Origin of the sequence: Paraglaciecola sp. (assembly GCF_039942875.1) — a bacterium.
Classification (GTDB): Bacteria; Pseudomonadota; Gammaproteobacteria; order Enterobacterales; family Alteromonadaceae; genus Paraglaciecola.
In genome coordinates this window covers 67,031-92,370 of sequence record NZ_JBDVBQ010000026.1, presented here as the reverse complement: position 1 = coordinate 92,370, position 25,340 = coordinate 67,031, and the positions used below count along the sequence as shown (strand labels likewise).

At 40.3% G+C, this 25,340-nt stretch carries 25 protein-coding genes; 24 read left to right on the top strand and 1 reads right to left on the bottom strand.

The window, feature by feature from the left end; all coding sequences use genetic code 11:
- Nucleotides 1–10 precede the first annotated feature (10 nt).
- The 11 genes from flgB (at nucleotide 11) to flgL (ending at nucleotide 10,952) form a co-directional block, all read left to right on the top strand.
- Nucleotides 11–412, top strand: coding sequence for a flagellar basal body rod protein FlgB (gene flgB, locus ABJE44_RS08690; RefSeq protein ID WP_133469193.1), 402 nt, complete (start codon nucleotides 11–13; stop codon nucleotides 410–412).
- Nucleotides 412–834 carry a flagellar basal body rod protein FlgC gene (gene flgC, locus ABJE44_RS08685; RefSeq protein WP_133469194.1) on the top strand — a complete coding sequence of 141 codons (423 nt, stop codon included), beginning with the start codon at nucleotides 412–414 and terminating at the stop codon, nucleotides 832–834. Before flgB ends, flgC begins: the two co-directional genes overlap by 1 nt.
- Before the next feature lie 39 nt (nucleotides 835–873).
- On the top strand, nucleotides 874–1,557 hold the full coding sequence (gene flgD, locus ABJE44_RS08680; RefSeq protein WP_348111649.1) for a flagellar hook assembly protein FlgD: 684 nt from the start codon (nucleotides 874–876) through the stop codon (nucleotides 1,555–1,557).
- A 15-nt stretch (nucleotides 1,558–1,572) separates the two neighbouring features.
- Nucleotides 1,573–2,952: a flagellar hook protein FlgE gene (flgE, locus tag ABJE44_RS08675; protein WP_348111648.1), complete on the top strand. Its 1,380-nt coding sequence runs from the start codon at nucleotides 1,573–1,575 to the stop codon at nucleotides 2,950–2,952.
- Between the two features lie 150 nt (nucleotides 2,953–3,102).
- Nucleotides 3,103–3,846, top strand: a complete 744-nt coding sequence (gene flgF / locus ABJE44_RS08670) for a flagellar basal-body rod protein FlgF (RefSeq protein WP_348111647.1) — start codon at nucleotides 3,103–3,105, stop codon at nucleotides 3,844–3,846.
- A gap of 38 nt (nucleotides 3,847–3,884) precedes the next feature.
- Nucleotides 3,885–4,673, top strand: a complete 789-nt coding sequence (flgG, locus tag ABJE44_RS08665; protein ID WP_133469198.1) for a flagellar basal-body rod protein FlgG — start codon at nucleotides 3,885–3,887, stop codon at nucleotides 4,671–4,673.
- A gap of 16 nt (nucleotides 4,674–4,689) precedes the next feature.
- The gene (flgH, locus tag ABJE44_RS08660) at nucleotides 4,690–5,388 is read left to right on the top strand and encodes a flagellar basal body L-ring protein FlgH (protein ID WP_348111646.1); all 699 of its coding nucleotides are present in this window, start codon (nucleotides 4,690–4,692) and stop codon (nucleotides 5,386–5,388) included.
- 13 nt (nucleotides 5,389–5,401) lie between these two features.
- Entirely contained in the window at nucleotides 5,402–6,514 is a 1,113-nt protein-coding gene (locus tag ABJE44_RS08655) for a flagellar basal body P-ring protein FlgI (RefSeq protein WP_348111645.1), read from the top strand.
- An 8-nt stretch (nucleotides 6,515–6,522) separates the two neighbouring features.
- Nucleotides 6,523–7,509 carry a flagellar assembly peptidoglycan hydrolase FlgJ gene (flgJ, locus tag ABJE44_RS08650; RefSeq protein ID WP_348111644.1) on the top strand — a complete coding sequence of 329 codons (987 nt, stop codon included), beginning with the start codon at nucleotides 6,523–6,525 and terminating at the stop codon, nucleotides 7,507–7,509.
- Nucleotides 7,510–7,551: 42 nt separating this feature from the next.
- Entirely contained in the window at nucleotides 7,552–9,711 is a 2,160-nt protein-coding gene (flgK, locus tag ABJE44_RS08645) for a flagellar hook-associated protein FlgK (protein ID WP_348111643.1), read from the top strand.
- A 17-nt stretch (nucleotides 9,712–9,728) separates the two neighbouring features.
- Nucleotides 9,729–10,952, top strand: a complete 1,224-nt coding sequence (flgL, locus tag ABJE44_RS08640) for a flagellar hook-associated protein FlgL (protein WP_348111642.1) — start codon at nucleotides 9,729–9,731, stop codon at nucleotides 10,950–10,952.
- 32 nt (nucleotides 10,953–10,984) lie between these two features.
- On the opposite strand, the gene ABJE44_RS08635 is transcribed toward flgL, so the two are convergent.
- Nucleotides 10,985–11,788: a hypothetical protein gene (locus tag ABJE44_RS08635; protein WP_348111641.1), complete on the bottom strand. Its 804-nt coding sequence runs from the start codon at nucleotides 11,786–11,788 to the stop codon at nucleotides 10,985–10,987.
- A 395-nt stretch (nucleotides 11,789–12,183) separates the two neighbouring features.
- On the opposite strand from ABJE44_RS08635, the gene ABJE44_RS08630 reads away from it, so the two are divergent.
- The 13 genes from ABJE44_RS08630 (at nucleotide 12,184) to pseI (ending at nucleotide 25,334) form a co-directional block, all read left to right on the top strand.
- Nucleotides 12,184–13,008 (top strand): flagellin, encoded by an 825-nt coding sequence (locus ABJE44_RS08630; RefSeq protein ID WP_133469204.1) that lies wholly within the window; start codon nucleotides 12,184–12,186, stop codon nucleotides 13,006–13,008.
- 383 nt (nucleotides 13,009–13,391) lie between these two features.
- On the top strand, nucleotides 13,392–14,219 hold the full coding sequence (locus ABJE44_RS08625; protein ID WP_348111640.1) for a flagellin: 828 nt from the start codon (nucleotides 13,392–13,394) through the stop codon (nucleotides 14,217–14,219).
- A gap of 545 nt (nucleotides 14,220–14,764) precedes the next feature.
- On the top strand, nucleotides 14,765–15,589 hold the full coding sequence (locus tag ABJE44_RS08620; RefSeq protein ID WP_348111639.1) for a flagellin: 825 nt from the start codon (nucleotides 14,765–14,767) through the stop codon (nucleotides 15,587–15,589).
- A gap of 1,101 nt (nucleotides 15,590–16,690) precedes the next feature.
- On the top strand, nucleotides 16,691–17,515 hold the full coding sequence (locus tag ABJE44_RS08615; protein ID WP_348111637.1) for a flagellin: 825 nt from the start codon (nucleotides 16,691–16,693) through the stop codon (nucleotides 17,513–17,515).
- Between the two features lie 83 nt (nucleotides 17,516–17,598).
- Nucleotides 17,599–18,015, top strand: a complete 417-nt coding sequence (locus ABJE44_RS08610) for a flagellar protein FlaG (RefSeq protein ID WP_348111636.1) — start codon at nucleotides 17,599–17,601, stop codon at nucleotides 18,013–18,015.
- A 46-nt stretch (nucleotides 18,016–18,061) separates the two neighbouring features.
- The gene (fliD, locus tag ABJE44_RS08605) at nucleotides 18,062–19,519 is read left to right on the top strand and encodes a flagellar filament capping protein FliD (protein ID WP_348111635.1); all 1,458 of its coding nucleotides are present in this window, start codon (nucleotides 18,062–18,064) and stop codon (nucleotides 19,517–19,519) included.
- A 37-nt stretch (nucleotides 19,520–19,556) separates the two neighbouring features.
- Nucleotides 19,557–19,988 (top strand): flagellar export chaperone FliS, encoded by a 432-nt coding sequence (fliS, locus tag ABJE44_RS08600; protein ID WP_348111634.1) that lies wholly within the window; start codon nucleotides 19,557–19,559, stop codon nucleotides 19,986–19,988.
- Entirely contained in the window at nucleotides 19,985–20,293 is a 309-nt protein-coding gene (locus ABJE44_RS08595; protein WP_348111633.1) for a hypothetical protein, read from the top strand. Before fliS ends, ABJE44_RS08595 begins: the two co-directional genes overlap by 4 nt.
- A 61-nt stretch (nucleotides 20,294–20,354) precedes the next feature.
- On the top strand, nucleotides 20,355–21,353 hold the full coding sequence (pseB, locus tag ABJE44_RS08590; RefSeq protein WP_348111632.1) for a UDP-N-acetylglucosamine 4,6-dehydratase (inverting): 999 nt from the start codon (nucleotides 20,355–20,357) through the stop codon (nucleotides 21,351–21,353).
- A gap of 14 nt (nucleotides 21,354–21,367) precedes the next feature.
- The gene (gene pseC / locus ABJE44_RS08585; protein WP_348111631.1) at nucleotides 21,368–22,513 is read left to right on the top strand and encodes a UDP-4-amino-4,6-dideoxy-N-acetyl-beta-L-altrosamine transaminase; all 1,146 of its coding nucleotides are present in this window, start codon (nucleotides 21,368–21,370) and stop codon (nucleotides 22,511–22,513) included.
- Nucleotides 22,510–23,211: a pseudaminic acid cytidylyltransferase gene (gene pseF, locus ABJE44_RS08580; RefSeq protein WP_348111630.1), complete on the top strand. Its 702-nt coding sequence runs from the start codon at nucleotides 22,510–22,512 to the stop codon at nucleotides 23,209–23,211. Before pseC ends, pseF begins: the two co-directional genes overlap by 4 nt.
- Complete coding sequence (locus ABJE44_RS08575) at nucleotides 23,204–24,289, top strand: hypothetical protein (protein ID WP_348111629.1); 1,086 nt, start codon at nucleotides 23,204–23,206, stop codon at nucleotides 24,287–24,289. Before pseF ends, ABJE44_RS08575 begins: the two co-directional genes overlap by 8 nt.
- Nucleotides 24,282–25,334, top strand: a complete 1,053-nt coding sequence (gene pseI, locus ABJE44_RS08570) for a pseudaminic acid synthase (protein ID WP_348111628.1) — start codon at nucleotides 24,282–24,284, stop codon at nucleotides 25,332–25,334. The genes ABJE44_RS08575 and pseI overlap by 8 nt, the downstream gene beginning before the upstream one ends.
- The last annotated feature ends 6 nt before the right edge of the window (nucleotides 25,335–25,340 follow it).

Genomic DNA, 25,340 nt, shown 5'->3' with positions numbered 1-25,340 from the left:
GGAGAAATACATGGCAATCAGCTTAGATAAATTGATGGGGTTTCATCATAAGGCTTTACAAGTTCGCACTGAGCGAATGGAAGTTATCGCTGGAAATCTCGCTAACGCCAATACACCGGGTTATAAAGCAAAAGATATTGATTTTCAGCAGGCGATGAAATCTGCACAGTTCAATCAAAGTCACAATCTAACCCGAACACACGAAGGTCATATTAAAGGCTCAATGAAAGCCGTTGATGATTTACAATTCCGTACCCCAAATCAACCTGATACAGGTGATGGTAATACGGTAGATGTGCAAATCGAAAGAAATACCTTCTTAGACAATGGCCTACGTTATCAAGCTGGCATGGAATTTCTTAACGGCAAGATTAAAGGCATGAAAAAGGCCATCAGTGGAGGGCAGCAATAATGAGTCTATTTAATGTAATGGATATCGCCAGTACGGGCATGAGTGCACAGAGTATTCGTTTGAACACCACCGCCAGTAACGTCGCTAACGCGAATAGTGTTAGTAGTAGTTACGAAGATACCTACAAAGCTCGTCACCCTGTATTTGCCGCTGAAATGCAACGTGCATCACAAGAGCAAAGCGCTGGTTCTCGGGTGAATGTGCTCGGCGTGGTTGAGAGTACTAAACCATTACAAATTGAATACAGCCCTGGACATCCAATGGCTGATGGCGATGGTTATATATATAAACCTAACGTTAACGTTGTTGAAGAGATGGCAGACATGATGTCAGCTTCTAAAGCCTATGAAACTAATGTTCAAGTCGCTGATACCACCAAACGTATTTTTAGAAACGTGTTGAGACTTGGTCAAGGTAGTTAATCAGGTGCTTACTGAAATGACTTACAGAGAGGAAAGATAGTGGATACAGTAAACAATGGCTTAAATAGCTCTCTTTATTGGCAGCCAGAAACTCCTGAAGTGGCAGATGATTCTAATCAGACCTTATCTCAGGAAGATTTCTTTTCTCTATTAACTGAACAATTAGCGAATCAGGATCCTACTGCTCCGGTAGATAACGACCAAATGGTCGCACAGATGACCAGCTTTACTATGGCTGACGGTATCGATCAGCTTAATACTCAGTTTGGTGATTTTGCAAGTTCAATGACATCAAACCAAGCGTTACAAGCGTCAAGCTTAATTGGACAAGATGTATTGTTACAAGGTGACATAGGGTATATATCCGAAGAAGGACAAAGTATTTCTGGTGTAGTCATTAGTGAAGAAACGATTCAGAACTTAGAAATTACCATAGAAAACGAAACAGGTGAGATTGTTAAAACCATAAGTGCCGGCACACAAGCAGCAGGCAATATTGAGTTTAATTGGGATGGCACAGACGCAAATGGCAATTATATGCCGGTTGGCAATTATGTTGTCAGTGCTCAAGGAAAAATTAGCGGTGAGTCGGTTCAAATGCCAACCGCGATAAACAGGCACGTTGATAGTGTCAGTTTGGCGGCCAGTAGCCAAGGTATAATTCTTAATTTGGATGGCGATGTCAGTGTCACACTTGACGACGTAATTCAAATCGGTGGTTAACAGGAGTAATTAAATATGTCTTTTAATATAGCACTAAGCGGCGTATCAGCGGCGCAGAGAGACCTAGATACAACGGCAAATAACATTGCTAACGTGAATACAGTGGGCTTTAAAGAATCCCGTGCTGAATTTGGTGATGTTTATGCACAATCCCTGTTAGCAGGTGGTAAAACTAAAGTGGGTGATGGGGTACTAACTCAAGAAGTTGCTCAACAGTTTTCGCAAGGTAGTTTACAGTTCACTGAAAATGCATTGGACTTAGCTGTAACAGGTACTGGTTTTTTTGCCACTGTACCAGATATAGATAACCGTGACTTTTCTTACACCCGAGCTGGGGCGTTCAAATTAAATTCTGACAACTTTGTGGTTAACTCAAATGGCGATCATTTATTAGGCTTCCCAGTCAACACAGATGGTACATCAGCTTCTGTCGCATTAAGTACTACAGAACCCGTTACCATTCCTGACTCATCAGGTTCACCTTCTGCCACATCAGAAGTCTCTCTTACGATGAATTTACCAGCAGGTGAAGAGGCTGTTGATCCTGCATTATTTGACCCAGATGACCCGACAACTTATAACTCAGCGACATCAATCACTATTTATGACTCTTTAGGTGATAGCCATGTAATGACCTATTACTTCATGAAAGATAGTACCGCGGCAAGCAGCAATGAATGGATTGGCGTAACCTATGTAGATGATCTTCCATTAGAAGATGGAGTGGGAGGAACCACTAATGAGGTAGGTGTGACATCCTTAGGTGATGGTACTGCTGGCTCTGGTGTTTCTGCCTTTAAAATGGTGTTCAGTAGTGGTGGTGACTTTACGTCAATGCAAGACTCTAATGGTGATGATCTTCCTTTAGGTGATGCACTATCAGCTGAGCTTGGTGCTGGTATATTGACGAATGGCTCTGAGCCGAGCCAGACTGTTACCACTAATTTTGTGTTGAACTCTCTTACATCGGTAGCGGATGAGCCTACTCAATATGCGTCTGCATTTGAGGTAACATCTTTAGAGCAAGATGGTTTAGCGGTTGGTAGATTAACAGGGGTTGATATAGATACCGATGGCTTGTTACGGGCAACTTATTCAAATGGTACATCTGAGCCTATCATTCGGGTTGCTTTGGTAAGGTTTGCTAACGAGCAAGGCCTGACACAACAAAGTAACACTGCCTGGAAAGAAAGTATCGCTTCTGGCGAAGGTTTAGCAGGTGAAGCAACGACAGGTACCTTTGGAGACATTAATTCTTCGGCATTAGAGCAGGCAAATGTTAACCTCACCACAGAGTTGATTGACTTGATTATTGCCCAGCGTAACTTCCAAGCTAACTCCCGTGCATTGGAAATAAATAATCAGCTTAATCAAACAGTATTGAATATTAGATAGTAACTATTTGATTTGTATGGTTTTTAAGGGCTGCCATTTGGTAGCCCTTTTTTGTTTAATCATTCTGCAGTGTTAACTTGTCTTATTTATATAGCTGGCACCCTATTTGCACATCTATCTGTAATATTTTCATTAAGTCAAGATTCTGTCATGGATAAATTACTCTACATTGCCGCAAGTGGTGCTAATCAAGATTTGGTTGGTGCTTCAGTCCGCGCTAATAACCTAGCTAATGCTCAAACTACTGGCTTTAAGGCTCAGTTAGAACAAGCTCGAGCAATGCCGGCATACGGCGAAGGTTTGCCGACACGAGTATTCTCAATGACAGAGAGTCCCTCAAATGATTATGAGGGGGGGACTATGATACAGACTGGCCGTGAATTAGACCTAGCATTGCAAGGTGACGGGTGGTTTTCGGTTCTAGATGCAAATGGTAATGAGGCGTATAGCCGCAATGGTAGTTTTGAGTTAGGAGCTAATGGAGAATTAAAAGATTCTCATGGTAATGCCGTTGTGGGAGATTTTGGGCCAGTTTTTCTGCCCATCCCTGTTTCAAATATCAATATTGCCACTGATGGTACTTTGTCTGTGCAACCACAGGGCGCACCTGAAAGTGTCTTAGAAGAAGTGGGACGGTTGAAATTTGTAAACCCTGATGTGGCTAATATGCAGCGAGGCTCAGATGGGCTGTTTCGTATGAAAGATGGTGAATTGGCTGCAGAAGACCCTACCGTATCGATTCATACAGGTTTTTTAGAAAGCAGTAATGTTAACCCAGTAGAAGAGATGGTTAGCATGATTACATTGCAGCGCCATTATGAAATGCAAGTTAAGTTAATGAAACGCGCTGAGAGTATGGATACTCGTGGTAATCAATTGCTGCGTATCATTTAAATAACCGTAACAAATTTAGTGATTTTAGGAGACAACCTATGCATCCCGCATTATGGATAAGTAAAACTGGTTTAGACGCCGCGCAAACAGATGTGGCGGTAATATCCAATAACTTGGCAAATGCCAGCACAGTCGGATTCAAAAAAGACAGGGCGGTTTTTGAAGATTTACTGTATCAAAATATTAACCAGCCTGGTGGCCGCTCATCAGCAGATACTGAGTTACCTTCAGGTTTGATGCTGGGGGCTGGTAGTAAAGTAGTTGCTACGCAAAAAAGTCATACCCAGGGCAATATGTTAACCACAGATAACGCTTTAGATATGCTTGTAAACGGCAATGGTTTTTTTGAAGTTTTACAACCTGATGGGTCCATTGCTTACACCCGTAATGGCCAGTTTACCTTAAATGATCAAGGGCAAATCGTGACACCAGGAGCAGGATTTTTATTACAGCCAGAAATAACAGTTCCAGAAGATGCCCAGCAAATTACTGTGTCTCAGGATGGTGAAGTTTCTGCCTCAATAAACGGTGAAGCTGAACCTCAAGTACTGGGGCAAATTACCTTGTCTGATTTTATTAATGACACAGGGTTGCAACCAATTGGGCAGAACTTATATGTTGAAACAGCAGTAAGTGGTGCGCCGATTCAAGGTGTACCTGGGTTAGAAGGCATTGGCACAATTTTACAAGGTGCTCTTGAGACCTCCAACGTCAATGTAACAGAAGAGTTGGTGAATTTGATTGAGAGTCAACGATTGTACGAGATGAATTCTAAAGTTATTTCTGCTGTTGACACTATGTTAGGTCAGGTCATTCAGCAGTTATAGTAGAAGGGGCAATTTGATGATGTATCAAATCTTAGTGAAAGTGACTACGGCTTTTTTAGGAGCGTTAATTTTAGCAGGGTGTGGCTCAACGAGCGCTCACAACCCTCTTCCGAATGATCCTTTCTATGCCCCTATTGTGCCCGAGTCTCCGCGACAAAAGATTTCCAGTGATGGGGCCATTTTTCAGTCAGACATGGCTGATAGTTTGTATTCAGATGTTAAGGCCAGGAGGGTAGGTGACATTATTACTGTTACCCTGCAAGAAAACACCAGTGCAACAAAGTCAGCTGGTACTAGTAATTCTAAAGAAACAGGTATAGATGTTAGTCCCATCATAGGATTAGGTGGCAACGCAGTAAATATTGGAGGCCAATCTATTCAATTAGGGTTAGATACCTCGAATGAGTTTGACGGCGATGCATCTGCTAATCAGAGCAATAATCTCAGTGGCAATATTTCAGTGACTGTGGTGCAAGTCTTAGCCAATCAGAATTTATTAGTGAGAGGCGAAAAGTGGCTTACTTTGAATAATGGTGATGAGTATATTCGTTTAACTGGGGTTGTTCGCCCTGCAGATGTCAGTCCAACCAATGAGATTGTCTCTACTAAAATAGCTAACGCACGCATTCAATACAGCGGCACAGGCAGTTTTGCTTCAGCTCAGCAAGCTGGCTGGTTGAGTGGCTTTTTCTCATCGGAATATTGGCCGTTTTAGGCTGGAGAGTTAAATGAAAATATTTGTATCCCTTTTTGTGTTCGCTAGCTTGATTTTATCGCCCCTATCTAATGCTCAAAGAATTAAAGATTTAGCGTCAATTCAGGGCGTCAGAAGTAACCAACTGGTTGGTTATGGGCTTGTAGTAGGTTTACCGGGAACAGGTGAGCAAAGCCCATTTACTGAGCAAAGTTTTAGAACCATGTTAGCGAACTTTGGCATTAGTTTAGATAGCAGTGTTAAACCTAAAATAAAAAATGTAGCGGCTGTTGCAGTCCACGCAGAATTAAAACCCTTTGTTAAGCCGGGGCAAACCATAGATGTAACCGTTTCATCAATTGGAGAGGCTGCAAGTTTGCAGGGTGGCACTTTGGTACAAACTTTTTTGAAAGGGTTAGATGGCAATGTCTACGCTGTGGCTCAGGGAAGCTTAGTAGTGAGTGGTTTTGGTGCCGAAGGGGGCGATGGCTCAAAAATAGTTGTTAATACACCAACAGTGGGCAGGATTGCTAATGGTGCATTGGTAGAGCGTGCCGTTACCAGTGGATTTATGCAGAATGACTTTTTAACCCTCAACTTAAATTATCCCGATTTTACCACTGCAAAAATTTTAGCCGATACCATAAATAGCCGATTAGGAGCAGATCCATCTAAAGGTTATGTGATTGCTACCCCATTAGATGCTGCTTCTGTGCGAGTTACTGCACCTAGAGATGTGGGGCAAAGAGTCGGTTTTTTGGCCATTTTAGAAAATTTTGAGTTTACTCCGGCTAAAGCATCGGCTCGTGTGGTTATTAATAGTCGTACTGGCACCATAGTGATAGGTCAAGATGTTCGTCTGTTGCCTGCAGCTATCACCCATGGTGGATTGACAGTCACCATTGCTGAAAATCAAATGGTATCTCAACCTAATGCATTAGCAGATGGTGATACTGTGGTTACTACTCAGTCAATTGTTGATGTGAATTTAGACGATACCCGTATGTTTAGCTTTGACCCAGGTGTGACTCTTGATGAATTGGTACGGGCTGTTAACGAGGTTGGGGCCGCGCCGGGAGACCTTATGGCGATACTTGAAGCCCTCCGAGAAGCCGGTGCCCTGCAGGGCGAACTCGTGGTTATCTAGCACTTATTATGGACCAAACACTACTTACCCAAAGCCCCTTAGAGGCATCTAGAAACGCCAACGACATAAAAGGTTTGGATACCTTACGTCAAGCTGCCCAAAGTGGTGATAAGGCAGCTCTAGAAGAGGCGGCTAAGCAGTTTGAAGCAATATTTGTACAAATGATGCTGAAGTCTATGCGTAAAGCACAAGATGTGCTGGCTGATAAAGACAGTACTACTAATTCTGAGCAGGTAAAATTCTACCGGGATATGCATGACCAACAGCTCGCTACTGATTTATCCAGCAATGGAAGTATTGGCTTAGCTGATATTATCGTGCGCCAATTAGGTCAGTTAGGCGATGGTTATATGCCGGCTGGAGTTATCCGTGATGATGGTAATTTATCTAGTATTAATCGTCAGTCAATCAATCAAACTCAAATAGCACAAAGCACTGTTTTAGGTGATTTGAACCCTAGCAATCAAGGTAGAGATTTAGATCAGCAAGTTAAGTCATCTAATGCCTTTAAATCTCCTGGTTTTACTGATGCCCAAGCTTTCGTAGAGCAGCTATATCCAATAGCCCAACAGGCGGCAGAAACGCTAGGACTTGATCCTAAAGCTTTACTCGCCCAGGCTGCACTAGAAACTGGCTGGGGTAAACACATGATCCATAATGTTGATGGTGAAAACTCCCATAACTTATTTGGAATAAAAGCGAACCGAAGTTGGCAGGGTGATAGAGCGCTAGTGGATACCCTTGAATTTGAACAAGGAATTGCCTCTACCAAAAAGCAACCTTTTAAAGTCTATGAAAACTTTTCTGAGGCAATGAAAGACTACGTGAATTTAGTTCAGCAGAGTCCTCGTTACGAAGAAGCTGTCAAAAATACCCAATCACCCAAAAACTACTTCTCTGAATTGCAAAAGGCTGGTTATGCCACTGACCCCGAATATGCGAATAAGGTTATCTCAGTATTTGAAAGCCCTCAATTTAAGCAGTATTTACCATGATTGAAATACTAAAGCTCGCGGTTAGAACTAGGAGTTCTCATAATGATTACAAGTAATTCCAATCGTAATATTGTTACAGCCGACTTATATTCCATTGCTACCAGTGGTGTAAATGCGAGTAATCAATTATTAACTACTACTGGTAACAATATTGCCAATGTTAATACTGAAGGGTATGTGCGAGAGCAAACTATATTTGAAGGACAACTTTATGGAGGAGTAGGTGAGTCTACTACTTCAAGGGTACTCAATACCTTTGCGCAAAATCAATTGCGTCGCGATACCACCATGCAAAGTGAGTTTCAAACCTATTACGATAAAACTTCTGTTTTAGACAATTTATTCGCCAGTGAAGCCAACAGTATATCAAGTAGTATGAGTCGTTTTTTTGCAGCTATTCAGACAGCCACTGATGACCCAACTAGTATGGCCGCGAGACAGGTGGTACTGGGGGAAGCTGAGTTAATGGTTAGCCAGATAGGCATAGTTTCTAATTTTTTAGATGAGAGAGAAGATGAGGTCAATAAAGAGTTTGAAACTACCATTGGCGTAGCCAATACTTTAATTCAGTCAATTTCTGATTTAAATGAATCAATACGCAGCATTCAAGGCAATAATCCTAATAGTGAACCTGGTGCACTAAAAAACGAGCGTGACCAAGCTATTATGGAACTTGCTGAGTTGGTATCGATAGAAACACGGGTCGATGCTGATGATGGTGGTGTATTAATTAATTTATCATCCGGTGAATCTTTAGTATTACAAGATGGCTCATTTAATGTATTTACAGTCAGTAATGATGCTGACTTAAGTTATACCTCATTGCAATTAACTAGTGATGACAACTCAACCAGCTTGAATATTCACGAAACCGATATGGGTGGAACCTTAGGTGGCTTGTTTAGATATAGAGATGAAGTACTAGAAAGTAGTCGCCGGGAGTTAGGTCAAATAGCCTTAGCTTTAACCGATGCGGTTAATACCCAAAATAAACTGGGTATGGATTTTGATCAGCAATTAGGTACTGATATTTTTACTAGGCCAGAGGTTACCGGCTTAAAATATCCTGATAATTCAGATCCCAGCTTATTGGTTTCTGGCCGCATGACTGCTGGTGAGAGCTCCAGTCTTACTAGTGCCGATTATCGTGTCACGGTTGATGGTACAACTAGTGGCACTCCAGATACCATTGATATTACCGTTGCCTTAGTGAATGCAGATGGTACACCAGTTACAGACACAGATGGCAATGCCATCACCCAAAGTTATTCTGGGTTAACCGCAGAAGAAGGCACCTTTAATTCTGTGATAGGTGGGATTGAATTGGAATTTGCAAGCGGTGATGCATATGCAGTCGGAGATGAGTTTCTACTGCAGCCTACCAAAGAGGCTGCTAGCGCAATTGAGTTGGCGATAACTCGCCCAGAAGACTTAGCTTTTGCTTCACCTATTCGCGTTGAAAACAATATAAATAATCTCGGTGATACCGAGGTAATATCAAGCTTTGTTACAAATACTACCGTGGATAATACCTTTGCAGATTTAGGGGCTTCAGCATTTGATGGTGCGGGTGGTATTCATAGTGCAGGCAGTTCGCCTACAGGCGTTGGCGGTGTCGGTGCACCTGCTGAAATTTATTTTACATCAGCCACTGATTATCAAGTACTAGATGATGCAGGAAATGTGATTGCAGAAGTAACTGGAGCCGCCAGTTTTTCAAATATGTTGGCTCAAGCTGAAGCTTCTGATCCAGCATGGCCAAGTGAGTTTTCTGCCATGGATAATTATCCTGGTTATGATTTCAGTTTGCAGGGCGAGCCGAAAGCCGGTGATAGCTTTACAATTGGATACAATACTGATGGTTTAAGTGATACCAGCAATGGTTTAGCGTTAGCTAACCTGCAAACTGCAGATAGCATGCTGCTAAATAATAATGGTGCTGACAATCTAGTTACTTTTCATGAAAGTTATTCAAATATTGTGACCGATATTGGACAAAAGGCATCAAGCGCAGATATCTCACTACAAGCCGCAGATGCCCTAAAATCCCAATCTAATAATTGGTTTCAATCCGTGTCTGGGGTTAGCTTAGATGAAGAAGCGGCGAACTTGGTTAAATATCAGCAATCTTATGCTGCATCCGCTAGGCTGCTGAGTACGGCTCAAGACTTATTCAATACAATTTTAAGTGTGGTTTCTTAAGAGGCTTAGGGGGATTTATGCGTATTTCAACAGCACAACTTTATGACCGCAGTATTCAAGCTGTCTTAGAAAACCAAAGCGACTTGTCTGACGTACAGTTACAGTTATCTTCTGGGAAAAAGTTGTTAACGCCTGCTGATGATCCTGTGGGTGCTGCGCAAGTAATTAGATTAACTGAAGAAATTGATCAGATAAATCAATTCAAGGTCAATAATAACCTCCTAAATAACAGTCTAGAGCAAGAAGAAACTGTTCTTGGAAGTGTTAACGATGCTATCGACCGAGCAAGAGTCCTGATGGTGCAATCTGGAAATGGCATTTTTAATGCGGACGATAAACGAGCTATCGCTATCGAAATTGAAGAAATACGCGATCAAGTCTTTGATTTAATGAATACTCAAAATTCTGCTGGTGAATATATTTTTGCAGGATACCAGTCAGAGTCTCCCGCTTTTAGTTTTAATGCCAGTTCACCGGGTAATAAATATAATTTTGAAGGTGATAATGGTTTTAACGAAATCAAAATTTCTGATTCAGTTAATTTACAGGTAAACAACAGTGGCTTTGATGTATTTGAAAATGTAAGTGCAAGAAATACAGCTTCCATTACTGGCTCTGTGGGGTTGACAGATTCAAGTATGCAAATAGCAGAGCAAGCTAATTTCGAAAAGTTTCATGAAAGCAATTACGATGCAGTCAACTTGGCAAATAATGAGTTTAGATTGACAATCGTATCGGCTACGGAAGTAGAAGTGACAAATGTTGGTACGGGTGCTGTATTAGATACGGTAGATTTTGAAAGTGGCAGTGGTTTTTTATATCAAGGCCTAGAATTTAATATTAGCGGTACAACAGGTGATTCTGTTGATTTTGAGTTGGCACCACCTGAAAAAAAGAATATTGCAGAAACATTAAATGATTTTGTTATCGCTTTAAGTAATGAAGATCTTTCAGACTCTGATTTTCAAGAAGCATTAACGGATGCGTTAACAGGAGCTGATAACGCTTTAACGAGCATTGGTGAGTCGGTATCTGCTATTGGTGCAAGAATGAATGTAGCCGATTCGGTGCTAGCTTCGAATTTAAATTTACAAATTGCCAACCAAACCGCAAGAGCAAATATTGAAGAAGTCGATTATGCAGAGGCGGTTTCGGAGTTGAGCCGGCAAGAAACTGCACTGCAAGCCGCTCAGTCTACTTTTAGTTTGGTGACTGGAACATCATTATTTGATTACCTGTAAGTTGTTTCATTTTATTCAGTTTACTTCTTAAGCTACTCTATTAGTTCATTAATATCTATTTGAGTCATGTAAACACTACTTTTATTGTCTTCGTGAGAAGAGTAATAACAGACATATAATTTAGTTTCTTTTAGTACCAGACCTGGATAACTATTATCACCCTTAGATGGCAAGATTAGTTGTTCTGTCAACTTGGCTGTTTTTAAGTTTAGCGTTAAAACTCCAGTTACTAATTTCCCTTTTTTGATAATTCTTCCTGCTACTACAGCAAGTCCTGAATTGAGCTCTAGCATTGCAGGGCCGCCAATGTATCTGTTTAAATCAACCCATTTCCAGTTTTTATAAGGAAAGTGACTCACCCCTAATTGCGCAGTATAACTGTCTGCGTCTCGCCTAATCAGGGCATATGCGGTTTGCTTATTAAAAATAATGTCACTCTCGTTGGGGTAACCTTTGCCGTGTTTAGTTAAGCTAAATGCAGAAGAAACATGGCGATGAAAACTGCGACGGGGATCACCTGAAAATAAGTTTATAGCATTTCGTTTGCGGTTATAGGCGAAGCCATACCCTAAGCCTTGGTGCCAGGTTATTCGCCATAACCACCATCCTTTTTCGGCAAACTCTTTAAAAGACGACCAACTTTCGCCTGTTTGGGATACCCAGCAGAGGTTGCGAGTACCAAGAGTACGGTTTTCACTATTTGTTTTCCTAGCGTAGGCGATGAGTAATATTTGTCCACTAGGGGTAATACTTAATTTAGGGTCTCTAAGGTCGGTATTTGGTAAATCAATTAGAGCCTTTTTCTGGACGTCACCTGCATTGTTTATTGTTAACATGCAAATTCGCCCGTCAGCACTTATATGGTTTGTTGCCTCTCGATAGCAGCAATAAAATTGCTCATTAAAGTGGCATAAATCCACAAAAGCATTGTGACCTGCCCAGTTTCCTATCTTTTTAGACCAGTTTATCTGCATTTTTAAAATAATTTTATCGAATTTAACTTATTGAAACTCAAGTAAATATTAATAGCAATACGGCAAATAATTGCCGATTTCTCAAAAATAAGGCAATGAATGACTAAAGGGATTTTTAAAAGCGTCGATACATTTTTTGAGAGAGCCAGTAATAATGATTTTTGAAGTACAAAATTATTATTCTATTAGTGTTATTTAACCAGCCGAAATTGTTTCGGTCGCCAGCATCGTCTGGACTGAGAGTGTAGGAGAAAACCATGAGTTTATTCGTAAATACCAACGTATCTTCTTTGAATGCGCAACGTCAGTTGTTTGATTCAGGGAATGCTTTAAGTACATCTTTTGAACGTTTGTCATCAGGATTCCGTATTAACAGCGCTGCAGATGATGCCGCTGGCCTACAGATTACCGACAGAATGACTACGCAAATCCAAGGTCTAAACCAGGCCGCACGTAATGCTAACGACGCTATATCATTGGCCCAAACCGCTGAAGGCGCGTTAGGCGAAGTGACAACAGCGTTACAGCGAATTCGTACTCTAGCAGTGCAATCACAGAATGGTATTAACTCTTCTGCTGACCGTACGGCTTTGCAGAAAGAAGTCAGTGCCCTTAAAACTGAAATCACACGTATCTCAACTGATACACAGTTTGGAGGTGTAGATATATTAAAAGGTGATTTTTCTGCGACTTTCTTAGTAGGGGCCAATGCAGGTCAGACTATTGCCGTCGGTCTTACTAGAACTGATGGTTTTGGGGCCTCAGGCTTAGCTGTTAACGATACTACAGTACAAACTGAAGCCGGAGCGTCTGCTGCTTTGACTGCTGTTAGTGAAGCAATATCTGCCATTGGTGGTGTCAGAGCTGACTTAGGTGCTTTACAGAATCGTTTTCAATCAACTATTCGTAACTTAACTAATATTTCTGAGAACGTATCGAGTGCCAGAAGTCGAATCAAAGATACTGATTTTGCTACTGAAACAGCTGAGCTAACTCGTAACCAGATTGTACAGCAAGCAAGTTTAACGGTTTTAAGCCAGGCTAATCAGCGTCCACAGTCAGCTCTATCTTTACTAGGTTAATAACACAGTAACCTAGGTTTCGAGACTCTTCATCTGTTTTGAGGCGTAGAAGCCAGGAGGTAGTGCTCTGGATTTAACGAACCGAGCAGTTGGGAGTTTTGCTCACTCTCTCCTAATAAAAGAGCGACCAGCCGGAGTTTACTCCGGCTTTTTTGTGTTTAACTATCTGTAAAATAAGGACTTTAAAAATAAATTGTTTTTTTTCTAAAGGATTTTCGTCATACGAACGATAAATTAAATAGACGTTACGCAACTAATAAAAATATAAGCGAACGGCGACGTAGAAGCTAAATAATAATAAAAGAAAAGCTCTACATCTATTTAGGCAACTAATAAAAATAATAGCCAAATAGAATTTACAAAAAAATCGTTAGGAGATTGAAATGAGCTTATTCGTCAACACAAATGTGTCGTCGTTAAATGCAACTCGCCAGTTGTTTACGTCGAACAATAATTTAACCACTTCTTTTGAACGTTTATCGTCAGGTTTTCGTATTAATAGTGCCAAGGATGATGCAGCTGGACTGCAAATATCTAATCGTTTAACTACGCAAGTTCTCGGTTTAGATCAAGCCGTTAGAAATGCAAATGATGGTATTTCTTTATCCCAAACCATCGAAGGTGCGTTAGGCGAAACTACGACAGCTTTACAGCGTATACGTGTTTTGTCGATACAATCTCAAAATGGTATTAATTCCTCTTCTGATAGAGTTGCGTTACAGAAAGAAGTAACCGCTCTAAAACAAGAAATAAGCCGTATTGCTTCTACATCACAATTTGGTGGCGTTTTTATCTTAGACGGTGCATTTTCTTCAAAATTTCTAGTGGGTGCTAATGCAGGCCAAACTATTAGCGTAAATGTACAGCGAACAGGTGGCTTTGGAGCTTCTGGTCTAGCTGTAAGTGACACTTCTGTTTTAACAGAGGCTGAAGCATCGACGACTTTAACGGCAGTGTTAGAAGCTATTTCTATTATTGATGCTAAACGTGCTGATTTAGGTGCTATTCAAAACAGATTTCAATCAACTATCCGTAATTTAAGTAATATATCTGAAAATGTATCAGCGGCGAGAAGTCGTATTCGTGACACAGATTTTGCCGTAGAAACGGCAGAATTAACCCGCTGGCAAATCATTCAGCAAGCTAGTGTAACTGTGCTAGGACAAGCGAATCAACGTCCGCAATCAGCTTTAAGCTTGTTACAAGGTTAATGGTTAATTTGAGTTATCGGGAAAAGCTATGAGCAATAATGTTGAGCAATTGCGGGGGCAGGCTGCAACTTAGAACACGAGGATAAAAATTGTTTAGATGGGGTGGTAGCCTCTAGGCAATTAAAAACGGTCGAATTGCAAAATGTGGGGACAGGCTGCAACCGACCGAGGGATATGAATTTATTAAGTATTATCAATGCGTTAAAACAATTTTTAGCGTGAGGTAACTTTGATTTAACAAGACCAGCCTAGGCTTTTTTTGTTAGATCGCTAACAGACGGAATAGATGCCAGGAGGTAGTGAGGTATTGAGGTAAAGGCCACCAACTCCGTCTGTCAGCTTGAGCATATGCTCACACTTTTTTGCATTTGTTTTTGTGCTTGTAACACTTAACAAAAATGCTAACCAGGGTACCAGCTAGCGATTAACTAAAAGCACGTAATGTGCCAAAACGCACTATAAGTGTAAATTTTAATTTTAGCATTACCAAAAAACACTGACGTTACAAATAAAAATATAAGTCAGTGAATGGTTAGGAGATAAAAATGAGTTTATTCGTCAATACAAATGTGTCGTCTTTAAACGCGACAAGACAGTTGTTTAATTCAAACAATAGTTTGAGTACTTCGTTTGAAAGGTTGTCTTCGGGCTTTCGTATCAATAGTGCCAAAGATGATGCTGCAGGCTTACAGATTTCAAATCGTTTAACTACTCAGGTTATGGGGTTAGATCAAGCTGTTAGGAATGCCAATGATGGGATCTCTCTATCGCAAACTATTGAAGGTGCGCTAGGGGAAACCACTACAGCATTGCAAAGGATAAGGGTCTTAGCAGTTCAATCTCAAAATGGTATTAACTCGTCAGCTGACAGGGTTGCACTGCAAAAAGAGGTAACGGCTCTGAAACAGGAAATAAGTCGTATTGCATCTACGTCGCAGTTTGGTGGGGTTAATATTTTAGATGGAGCTTTTTCCTCTAAATTTTTAGTGGGCGCAAATGCTGGGCAAACTATCAGTGTGAATGTTGAACGTGATGGAGGCTTTGGTGCATCTGGCTTGTTACTAACGGATACGTCAGTATTAACAGAAGCAGAGGCATCTAGTACCTTAGGCTCCATTTCCGAAGCTATCTCTATTATTGATGCGAAACGAGCTGATTTAGGTGCAATACAAAATAGGTTTCAATCGACTATTAGAAACCTTAGCAATATATCAGAAAATGTTTCAGCGGCAAGAAGTCGTATTCGTGATACAGATTTTGCCGTCGAAACGGCAGAATTAACCCGAGTACAAATTGTTCAACAAGCGAGTATAACTGTGCTTAGTCAGGCAAATCAGCGCCCACAATCTGCATTGAGTTTATTAGGATAGATTGGGACGTAACAAGTAAAGAGGGTAGGAAATGAGAGGCCAACCCAGGGCTATGCCCTAAATAAGCAATAATGGATTGTTGCTGTTTTATGCTAAGGAGGGCGCTATTTTGAAGTTAAGGAGTTTTCCTTAGCAATTACCAAGTTTGCTCCAACTCCTAACGTGAGCAAGTTGGTCGGTGTCATCCTTTCGAAGAGGGGGCTCCGGCCTTTTTTCATAGTAAAAACATTAAGGCAAAATGATTTCATGCCTTATGAAACAAGCAGTATTTCTGCGTTTTCTTTACATCTTAAGGTGTAAATTAAAACGCCGACTAACAGGACTAAGAGTGTAGAAGTTTGGTTGAGAGGCCAGTATTCAGCTCTAACCCTGCCAGTCGGACAGAAACCTTTTTGCTCCATCTCCTAACGTGAGCAAGTTGGTCGAGGTTATTCTTTTTAAGACGAAGCCTCGGCCTTTTTTCTTTGTAAAACTTAATCTTAAATTTTTGTCTTACACAATAGAATAAGCATGTTATATGCCAACCTTAATTAACTGGGTCTTAAAATTATTAAGATAATTTTCTTGAGCTACTCTCATCACTTGGCAACTACTGTTTTGCAAAGAGCTTGACTTTAAATGTGTTGGTGGTCATGCCGCCCATTCTTCCTAAAAATAATCAATAACTAAACATAAATAGAAGGTTTCCAGAAAGGAAAAGTAACAGAGCTTATACCTAGCTCAATTAATTTTTTTCTGTGTGACTGACTGTACATTCTAGTGAAATTTACTCTTGTAGCAGGCATCTAATACAGGTGTATTAGTTCTTATATCTTTCTGTAGGTTAATTAAAAGTATAATTAAAACAATGAATTAATGCTTAAAAAGCATCTAGCAAAAAAAAATCAATAAAAAAATTAAAGTTACTATTGAACGGGTCGATAACTTTAGTTGAGGGGTAATCTAACTAGATTATTTCAAGTTTGACGAGCGATAGAGGTGTCGTTCGTTGAATTGATAAATGAGGTGATGGACAAGAAGAGGTTCTTGGCCATTAATATTGAGGCAAACTTACTGTGAAACATACGTCACAGGCGTGCAGTGAGTTTTCAGGAGGTTTTTATGTCTTTATTTGTAAATACAAATGTGTCTTCTTTGAATGCTCAGCGTCAGCTGTCTAATTCAGGGAATGCTTTAAGTACTTCTTTTGAGCGTTTGTCGTCAGGATTCCGTATTAACAGTGCATCTGACGATGCTGCTGGATTACAGATCACCGACAGAATGACTACTCAAATTCAAGGTCTAAATCAGGCTGCACGTAACGCTAATGACGCAATTTCATTAGCCCAAACCGCTGAAGGTGCGTTAGCTGAAGTGACTACGTCATTGCAACGTATTCGTACTCTTGCAGTGCAATCACAAAATGGCATTAACTCATCTGCTGACCGTACTGCGTTGCAGAAAGAAGTGAGTGCTCTAAAAACTGAAATCACTCGAATTGCGTCTGATTCTCAATTTGGTGGTGTAGATATACTAACTGGAAGTTTTTCTGCTTCATTCTTAGTTGGGGCGAATGCAGGCCAAACAATTTCAGTAGGTCTAACTAGAAGCGGTGGTTATGGGTCTTCTGGGTTATCTATTGGTGACACTACAGTGGAAACAGAAGCGGGTGCTTCAGCAGCTTTGACGGCTGTGAGTGAAGCTATTTCGTCAATTGGTGGCGTTAGAGCTGATTTAGGTGCATTACAAAACCGTTTTCAATCTACAATCCGTAACTTAACGAATATTTCAGAAAATGTTTCGGCTGCTCGTTCAGGTATTCGTGATACTGATTTCGCTACAGAAACAGCAGAATTAACACGTAACCAGATTGTTCAGCAGGCATCTTTGTCTGTTTTAAGTCAAGCTAATCAAAGACCACAGTCTGCTTTATCGCTATTAGGCTAAACTCTAGTTTAAGCGATATATAAAAAGCTATGATTGGCTACTATATTTTATAGTGGCCATTTGTTCTCTTAGAGGGGTGATTTATGGAGATTAATTCGTTTCAAGTTGGCCAGAGTTTTGCTTTGCCAAAAGAGGATCTTGTTGTAGACAAAACGCAAACCCAATTGTCTCAATCAGAGTTGTCAGCAGAGAGTCATAACCAAACTAAAGTTCCGGTATTTTCTGCCGATAACCAAGTAACACAGGATGAATATAGTCCTGAAGAGATTGAGGTTGCGGTAACACAAATTAGTGAGTTTGTTCAGGCAAGTAGCAGGCAATTAAACTTTTCTGTGGATGAAGATAGTAACAAGCAAGTTGTCAAAGTTACGGACGCAGAGTCTGGTGATGTGATTAGACAAATTCCGTCGGAAGAAGTATTGAAGCTATCTGAACGATTACAAGATTTACAAACTGAGGTTGGCACTGCAGTGGGTTTACTATTTAATAAGCAAGTGTAGTTATTATGGTATGAACAGCTCTAAAACATTGGAGCAGAGGTGAAGTATGTCAATACAATCATTAGGTGTGGGTTCAGGCTTAGATCTTGAAGGCTTAGTAACACAGTTGTTACAAGCTGAAAGCGAACCAAAAACAGCTGCTCTGGATGCCAGAGAAGAATCTGTTGAAGCTGAAATATCCGCTATTGGTCAGTTAAAATCTAAGCTAGAAGACTTTCAAGATAGTTTGGATGACTTACGTAGTGAAACTAACCTAAAAGGGCGTGAGCCTACTATTAATAACCCATCATCTGATATAGAGCCATTTACCGCTGAAGCTTCAAATAGTGCTTTGGAAGGTGATTACCAGATAACTGTAACCCAATTGGCCAGTGGTAGTCGTATTGAAACCGCTGACGCTGTTGACGGGGGCTTTTCTAGTACTGCCGATTCAGTACTATCTACTGGTACTGGTAGCTTAACCTTTAAAATAGACGCTACTAGTGATGCATTTACCATAGACTTGTCGGCTGGTGACACATTAGAAGACCTACGAAATGCCATAAACGATTCTGATGATAATTTTGGTGTAACCGCCAGTATTATTGCTACCGGGACAGTTGATGGTGGTGCAAAGTTAGTTTTTACTTCTGATGTAACCGGCGATGGCAACGATTTAGTTATTGTTAATGACAATGATATTGCTGAGTTAGACCGATTATCTACTACTAATTCTCTAGAAACTATTGATTATTTATCGCCAGTATCTTCTGCTCAAAACTCTAAAGCAACCATTGACGGTATTGATGTTGAAAGTGACAGCGATAAATTTGAAAATGTTATTGAAAATGTTAGTTTTACTGTATCTGAGCTATCAGAGTTAGCTGCTGACGGCGTGACATATCAAGCATCGAAATTAAGTATTGGGTTTGATACCGAGCAAGTAAAGGAAAATATTCAGGCGTTTGTTGATAACTACAATGCTTTAAAGTCTGAGATAGATATTTTAACTAACTATGGTGAGTCTGATTTAGAAGAAGATGGCGCATTAGCTGGAGACTCTTTAGTCAGAGGTATACAGACAGGACTCGCTAACATTCTATTTTCATCAGTAGATTCATCAGATTTAGGGACTATTTATCAAATCGGTATTGAATACACCGATGATGGGGAACTAGAAATTAGTTCAACAGACAACATTGGTTTTGGTAGTGGTGAAGACCGTTTGTCAGATGCGTTAGATGATAATTTTGATGAGATTGCTGCGCTATTTACTGATGAAGAAAATGGTATTGCGGTTCGACTTTATGATTTCGTAGAAGAATATACTAATTACAGTGGTTTGCTTAAGACGCGAGAAGATACAGCAAAAGATCAACGTGAACAGATCTACGATGACCGAGAAACATTAGAGTTACGTTTAGCGAGTACTGAACAAATATTACGAGACAAGTATTTAAATTTGGATCAAACCGTAGCTTCTTTAAACTCCACTAGTTCAGCATTATTGGCTACTTTGGGTTAGTAATGGTTTTTAATCTTATTCAGCATGGACAAATATTATGGCGTTAAAAGGCATCAATGCTTATAAAAAAGGCAACATTAAGCAAGACATAGCTCAAGCTGACCCTCATAAGTTAACTTTAATGTTGATGCAAGGAGCTTTAGATAGGCTTGCCTATGGAAAAGGCTGTATCGAGCGTAAAGATTATGCTGGTAAATCTGAACATTTATCTCGAGCAACCGCTATTATTATGAATTTACGAGATACTATCGATCTTGAAGTGGGTGGAGAAGTCGGTGGTAACTTGTTTGATCTCTATGAATACATGTTGCAACGCTTAATTGATGCAAATGTACAGAATAACTTGAAGATTGTAGATGAAGTGATTACTCTATTTTTACCTATTAAAGCCGCCTGGTCACAAATTCCTGAGTCTGCAAAGCAAGAGGCTTATGAAACACAGAGGCGAAAACGTCAAGCAGCGGTTTGAAAACATTAACTCTAGACCATCCTTTTACACCCCCCCAACTAAGTATCATTAATAAAAGTTTAGTGGATCATCTTGCAACAGATGATCCTGATGAAGCTATTCTTCTGAAACTTGTCAAAAATCGAGAAGAAGTGATTCAAGAGTTTTTGAAAGAGCATTCTAAAGAAGATTTAAAAGACTTTGCTGAGCAAGAATTAAAAATGAATGGTCTATTAGTTGCTTACTGTGAAAAGATGTCTCAAGCGTCATTAAAACGACTAACAGGTTTAGTACGTGGCCGTAAAGCCGTGAAAAAATATCTGTAATCATGTTTAATGTTGGTTTTAATTAACAAATACTTGCTGCTCCTTTAGGGAATAAATAACTATGTTTTCAAACAAATCAATTTTAATAACGGGTGGAACTGGTTCCTTCGGTAAACGTTTTGTTGCCCACTTAATCAAACACTATACCCCTAAAAAATTGATTATTTATTCTCGAGATGAGTTAAAGCAATTTGAAATGCAGCAAACTTTTAACGCCTCCTGTATGCGATATTTTATAGGAGATGTGCGGGATAAAGAGCGCCTTAAAGCTGCTATGCGCGATGTGGATTATGTCGTGCATGCAGCCGCTTTGAAACAAGTTCCGGCTGCTGAATATAACCCTAATGAATGTATCAAAACTAATATCAATGGCGCTCAAAATGTCATTGATGCTGCCATTGAAGCAGATGTGAGTCGCGTTATCGCACTTTCTACTGATAAAGCTGCTAACCCTGTGAATTTATATGGTGCTACCAAATTGGCATCAGATAAATTATTTGTTGCAGCTAATAATATTTCTGGAGCTAAAGGCCCAAGGTTTTCAGTGGTCAGGTATGGTAACGTGGTTGGCTCTAGAGGATCTGTAGTGCCATTTTTTCATAAGTTATTAGAAGAAGGAGTTAAAACTCTACCTGTGACCCATGAAGAAATGACCCGTTTTTGGATCACGTTAGATGAAGGGGTGGAGTTTGTTATTAAAAACTTTCAACGTATGCAAGGCGGTGAAATATTTGTCCCTAAAATACCCTCGATACGTATCTTAGATCTAGTAGAGTCTATTAGCGGAAACCGTGATTATGAAGTGGTGGGTATTCGCCCCGGTGAAAAATTGCATGAAGTAATGGTGCCAGAAGAAATGGCCCATCATTCATTAGAGTTTGAAGATCATTATGTTATTACCCCCGCTATAAAATTCTTTGATAAAACGGTGGACTATCATAAAAATAAGTTGGGAGAGATAGGTCAAGCAGTGGCCGAAAAATTTGAATACCACTCAGGTACCAATCCACACTTTTTAACGGTTGATGAGCTTGCCACGCTTGATAAGGCAACAATTTAGTACTGGATGTAAACATGATTTTTTACGGTAAACATTCAGTTGATGAAACAGATATCGAAGCTGTGGTTGAAGTTTTACGTCATCAGTTTTTGACACAAGGCTCAGTCGTACCTCAATTTGAAGAAGCACTTTGCCAATATACAGGTGCAGACTATTGTACTGCGGTAAACAGTGCGACTTCAGGCTTACATGTAGCATGCTTAGCAGCAGGCGTAGGCTCTGGTGATTTAGTTTGGACAGTACCTAATTCATTTGTGGCGTCGGCAAACTGTGCGCTATTTTGTGGAGCCAGCGTTGACTTTGTCGATATAGACAAGCAAAGCAGAAATATCAGTATCTCCCAACTTATTGCAAAACTAGAAAATGCCAAGCGACTCGGCAAACTTCCAAAAGCTTTAATTGTGGTGCATTTTTCAGGTTTGAGTTGTGATATGCAGGCTATTGCTGAAATTATAGCTCCCTATGAAGTAGTCTTAATTGAAGACGCCGCTCATGCTCTAGGTGGGCAATATCAAACTGAAAAAATTGGCAGTTGCCAATACTCAGATATGGCGGTGTTAAGCTTTCATCCAGTAAAATCAATAACCAGTGCGGAAGGTGGGGCTGTATTAACCAATAGTTCTGATTATGCAGAAAAGATAATATTACATGCCAAACATGGTGTAACCCGCGATCCAAACTTAATGCAAGGAGAAAGCCACGGCCCTTGGTATTATCAACAGGTTGCCTTGGGCTATAATTACCGCCTGAGTGATGTGCATGCTGCTTTGGGGCTATCACAACTTAAAAAGCTCGATAGCTTTATTGCTAAACGTGTGGAATTGGCTAGGGTTTATCAACAGGCATTGGCACATTTACCTCTAAGGTTACCGAGTGTTAAAGAGTGTGCCAATAGTGCCTGGCATTTATATATGGTGGAGTTGAAACACCATAATAGACTGGACGTTTATCAAAAACTTCATGAGATGGGAGTAGGGGTCAATGTTCACTATATTCCCATTCACCTGCAACCTTATTATCAAAACCTAGGGTTTAAAGATGGGGATTTTCCTAATTCAGAACTTTTTTATGAACATGCCCTAACATTGCCTTTGTACCCGACACTTACAAACACTGAGCAACAAAGTGTGATTGATGCACTTATCCAGGTTTTGTCATGAATATAGCCATAATACCGGCCCGTGGTGGTAGTAAACGGATCCCCAAAAAAAATATTAAACGTTTTGCCGGCAAGCCATTAATTGCCTATTCCATAGAAGCGGCTAAAGCGTCAGGGATTTTTGATAAAATTATAGTCACTACAGACAGTCAAGAAATTGCGAATACCGCCATTGAGTTAGGTGCTGAAGTTCCTTTCACTAGACCTGCTAAGTTATCAGATGATGTTTCAGGCACACGTCCTGTTACCAATCACGCGATAAAATATTGCATAGAGCATTTCTATAAACCTGAGTATTGTTGTTGTATTTATGCCACTGCACCCTTTATAGAAGCTGAGTATTTACAGCAAGGGTTAGACGCGCTGCAAAAAAATGAAGATAAGGCATTTGCGTTTTCGGTAACGAGTTTTGCTTTTCCTGTGCAACGAGCTTTAGTTCAACAAGGCTCAGGTGTGGAACCTATGTTTCCAAAAAGTATAAGTAAACGCTCTCAAGATTTACCTGAAGCTTACCATGATGCCGGCCAATTTTATTGGGGTAGAACCGACGATTATCTATCTAAAAAAAGAATCTTTAGTGAGCATAGTATTCCTATTATTTTACCTAGGCATTTAGTTCAAGACATTGATACTGCAGAGGACTGGTTTAGAGCCGAGTTGATGTATAAAGCGTATATTCAAGGATTAAAAAGTGACTGAAATAGTTGATGATAGTCAGCCAATAGAAAAAATATTATTAATACGCATGTTGAGTACAGCAGATGTTTGCGCCATTGGTTTGCCGGTTGTGCGTTATTTCCAGCAGCAACATCCTAATGCTGAATTACATTTTTTAACCTTTGGTGACGGCGCGAAGTTAATGAAGTTGGCCGTACCAAGTGTGAAAGTACAAGTACTACCTAATGAGCAGTGGCCTGATGATTTCTTTCTAGCCTTAGAAGCCTTTTTAGCGCTAGCTGAAGACATTGTTGGTGAGGCTTATAGTCAAATCATCAATCTTGATACCGCATTTATGCCGTGCTTTTTAGCTAGGTTTTTAAAAGATGCCCATGAGCCTATTAGTGGTAATCTTCTCAGTTTATCTGTGCAGCAGTTGTTTGACCAAGTTCAAAAGCAAACCTTGAAAGCTGATTATGTTAATTCCCCTCAGGCTTTTATGGATAGTACTTTCACCACTATGTACAAATGGCATAGTCAATGGTGGCAATACGGCGAAACTCCTGATGGTGGCTATCCGGAGTTCTATCTAAAGAAATGTTGTGGCCTAGTAGTGGATAAATTGGCAACCGATATATCTGTGATACCCGATAAACGTTTGTTAAAAGCGCAGAAAAATAACAAGGTGGTTGGCTTGTGTTTTGAGCAGTCTGAAGACGGTTATCTTTACCCTTATCAAGCAGAATTAAAAAAGTCTTTAGAACAACTAGGGTTTACAGTATGGGTAGAACAAGACAGTAAAGCAGACATTAAACTTCTTTTGAAAATGCTGGCTGCAAGTGACTTATTAGTATGCAAAGCCGCCGGCCCTAGATGGTATGCTCAAGCTACAAGTTGTCCTAGTTTACTGATAAGTGGAGCGAGTGAACCAGCATTACTAATGCCTGAGTTTGCAACCGATACGGTTACACCTTGTCTGCGCCATTCAGGTAAAACTGCAGCTATAGGCCAAGCCGATACACTAGACTGTAATTGTGATAAAGCTGCAGATTTAGTTGAAAGTATCGAATCTATTTTTGAACACTTGGCTGAAGAAGCCCAAGGGTTAAATAATGGGTGATATTCTAATTGGTGATCGATTAATAGGCTCAAGCCAGCCACCATTTGTAATCGCAGAATTAAGTGGTAACCACCAACAAAACCTCGATTTAGCTTTAGCTATGGTAGACGCAGCGGCTAAAGCCGGTGCAGATGCTATTAAATTGCAGACTTTCACCGCAGATAGTATGACCTTAGATGTAGATAACGAGCATTTTGTTATTCAAGAGAAAGACAGTTTATGGAGTGGTGAATCTTTGCATGCCTTATATCAGAAAGCCGCTACTCCTTATGATTGGCATAAACCTTTATTTGATAAGGCCAAAGCCCTAGGTATGTTAGCTTTTAGCTCCCCATTCGATGCGGCCGCAGTAGATTTTCTTGATGATTTAGATGTGCCTTGCTTTAAAATTGCCTCATTTGAATTGACAGATTTGCCCCTTATTCGTAAAGCCGCTTCTAAAAATAAACCATTAATTATGTCCACGGGAATGGCAAGTCTAAGTGAAATAGAAGATGCAGTTAAAACGGCAAAAAAAGCGGGATGTAAAGATATCATCTTACTTAAATGCACAAGTACCTATCCAGCATTGCCCACTAATACTCACTTAGCCACTATTCCTAACTTAGTTGATGCGTTTGGCTGCCAAGTTGGCTTGTCTGACCATACCGCAGGAGTTGGAGTGGCAGTTGCATCAGTTGCGCTAGGAGCAACGGTGATTGAAAAACATTTTGTGTTAGACAGAGCTGCGGGTGGGGTTGATGCCGCTTTCTCCTTAGAGCCAGAAGAATTTGCAAGCTTAGTCACCGAAACCCAAAGAGCGCATCAGGCACTTGGTCAGGTAACATATGGTGGAACACTAGCTGAAGATAAATCTAAGCAATATCGCCGTTCTATCTATGTAAGTGAGGACATTCCTCAGGGCGGAGTTTTGACGGAGAAAAATTTGCGAATTGTGCGTCCAGCATTTGGTCTTGCTCCTAAAAACTGGGAAAAAGTACTAGGTAAACTTGCTAAACATGCCCTTCAAAAAGGTACTGCGCTCGATTGGTCTATGTTCGAATAACTTATG

What these genes read in the sequence shown, in the direction of transcription:
- flgB (WP_133469193.1), top strand. Translation starts at nt 11, where the DNA reads ATGGCAATCAGCTTAGATAAATTGATGGGGTTTCATCATAAGGCTTTA.
- flgC (WP_133469194.1), top strand. Translation starts at nt 412, where the DNA reads ATGAGTCTATTTAATGTAATGGATATCGCCAGTACGGGCATGAGTGCA.
- flgE (WP_348111648.1), top strand. Translation starts at nt 1,573, where the DNA reads ATGTCTTTTAATATAGCACTAAGCGGCGTATCAGCGGCGCAGAGAGAC.
- flgF (WP_348111647.1), top strand. Translation starts at nt 3,103, where the DNA reads ATGGATAAATTACTCTACATTGCCGCAAGTGGTGCTAATCAAGATTTG.
- flgG (WP_133469198.1), top strand. Translation starts at nt 3,885, where the DNA reads ATGCATCCCGCATTATGGATAAGTAAAACTGGTTTAGACGCCGCGCAA.
- flgH (WP_348111646.1), top strand. Translation starts at nt 4,690, where the DNA reads ATGATGTATCAAATCTTAGTGAAAGTGACTACGGCTTTTTTAGGAGCG.
- ABJE44_RS08655 (WP_348111645.1), top strand. Translation starts at nt 5,402, where the DNA reads ATGAAAATATTTGTATCCCTTTTTGTGTTCGCTAGCTTGATTTTATCG.
- flgJ (WP_348111644.1), top strand. Translation starts at nt 6,523, where the DNA reads ATGGACCAAACACTACTTACCCAAAGCCCCTTAGAGGCATCTAGAAAC.
- flgK (WP_348111643.1), top strand. Translation starts at nt 7,552, where the DNA reads ATGATTACAAGTAATTCCAATCGTAATATTGTTACAGCCGACTTATAT.
- flgL (WP_348111642.1), top strand. Translation starts at nt 9,729, where the DNA reads ATGCGTATTTCAACAGCACAACTTTATGACCGCAGTATTCAAGCTGTC.
- ABJE44_RS08635 (WP_348111641.1), bottom strand. Translation starts at nt 11,788, where the DNA reads ATGTTAACAATAAACAATGCAGGTGACGTCCAGAAAAAGGCTCTAATT.
- ABJE44_RS08630 (WP_133469204.1), top strand. Translation starts at nt 12,184, where the DNA reads ATGAGTTTATTCGTAAATACCAACGTATCTTCTTTGAATGCGCAACGT.
- ABJE44_RS08625 (WP_348111640.1), top strand. Translation starts at nt 13,392, where the DNA reads ATGAGCTTATTCGTCAACACAAATGTGTCGTCGTTAAATGCAACTCGC.
- ABJE44_RS08620 (WP_348111639.1), top strand. Translation starts at nt 14,765, where the DNA reads ATGAGTTTATTCGTCAATACAAATGTGTCGTCTTTAAACGCGACAAGA.
- ABJE44_RS08615 (WP_348111637.1), top strand. Translation starts at nt 16,691, where the DNA reads ATGTCTTTATTTGTAAATACAAATGTGTCTTCTTTGAATGCTCAGCGT.
- ABJE44_RS08610 (WP_348111636.1), top strand. Translation starts at nt 17,599, where the DNA reads ATGGAGATTAATTCGTTTCAAGTTGGCCAGAGTTTTGCTTTGCCAAAA.
- fliD (WP_348111635.1), top strand. Translation starts at nt 18,062, where the DNA reads ATGTCAATACAATCATTAGGTGTGGGTTCAGGCTTAGATCTTGAAGGC.
- fliS (WP_348111634.1), top strand. Translation starts at nt 19,557, where the DNA reads ATGGCGTTAAAAGGCATCAATGCTTATAAAAAAGGCAACATTAAGCAA.
- pseB (WP_348111632.1), top strand. Translation starts at nt 20,355, where the DNA reads ATGTTTTCAAACAAATCAATTTTAATAACGGGTGGAACTGGTTCCTTC.
- pseC (WP_348111631.1), top strand. Translation starts at nt 21,368, where the DNA reads ATGATTTTTTACGGTAAACATTCAGTTGATGAAACAGATATCGAAGCT.
- pseF (WP_348111630.1), top strand. Translation starts at nt 22,510, where the DNA reads ATGAATATAGCCATAATACCGGCCCGTGGTGGTAGTAAACGGATCCCC.
- pseI (WP_348111628.1), top strand. Translation starts at nt 24,282, where the DNA reads ATGGGTGATATTCTAATTGGTGATCGATTAATAGGCTCAAGCCAGCCA.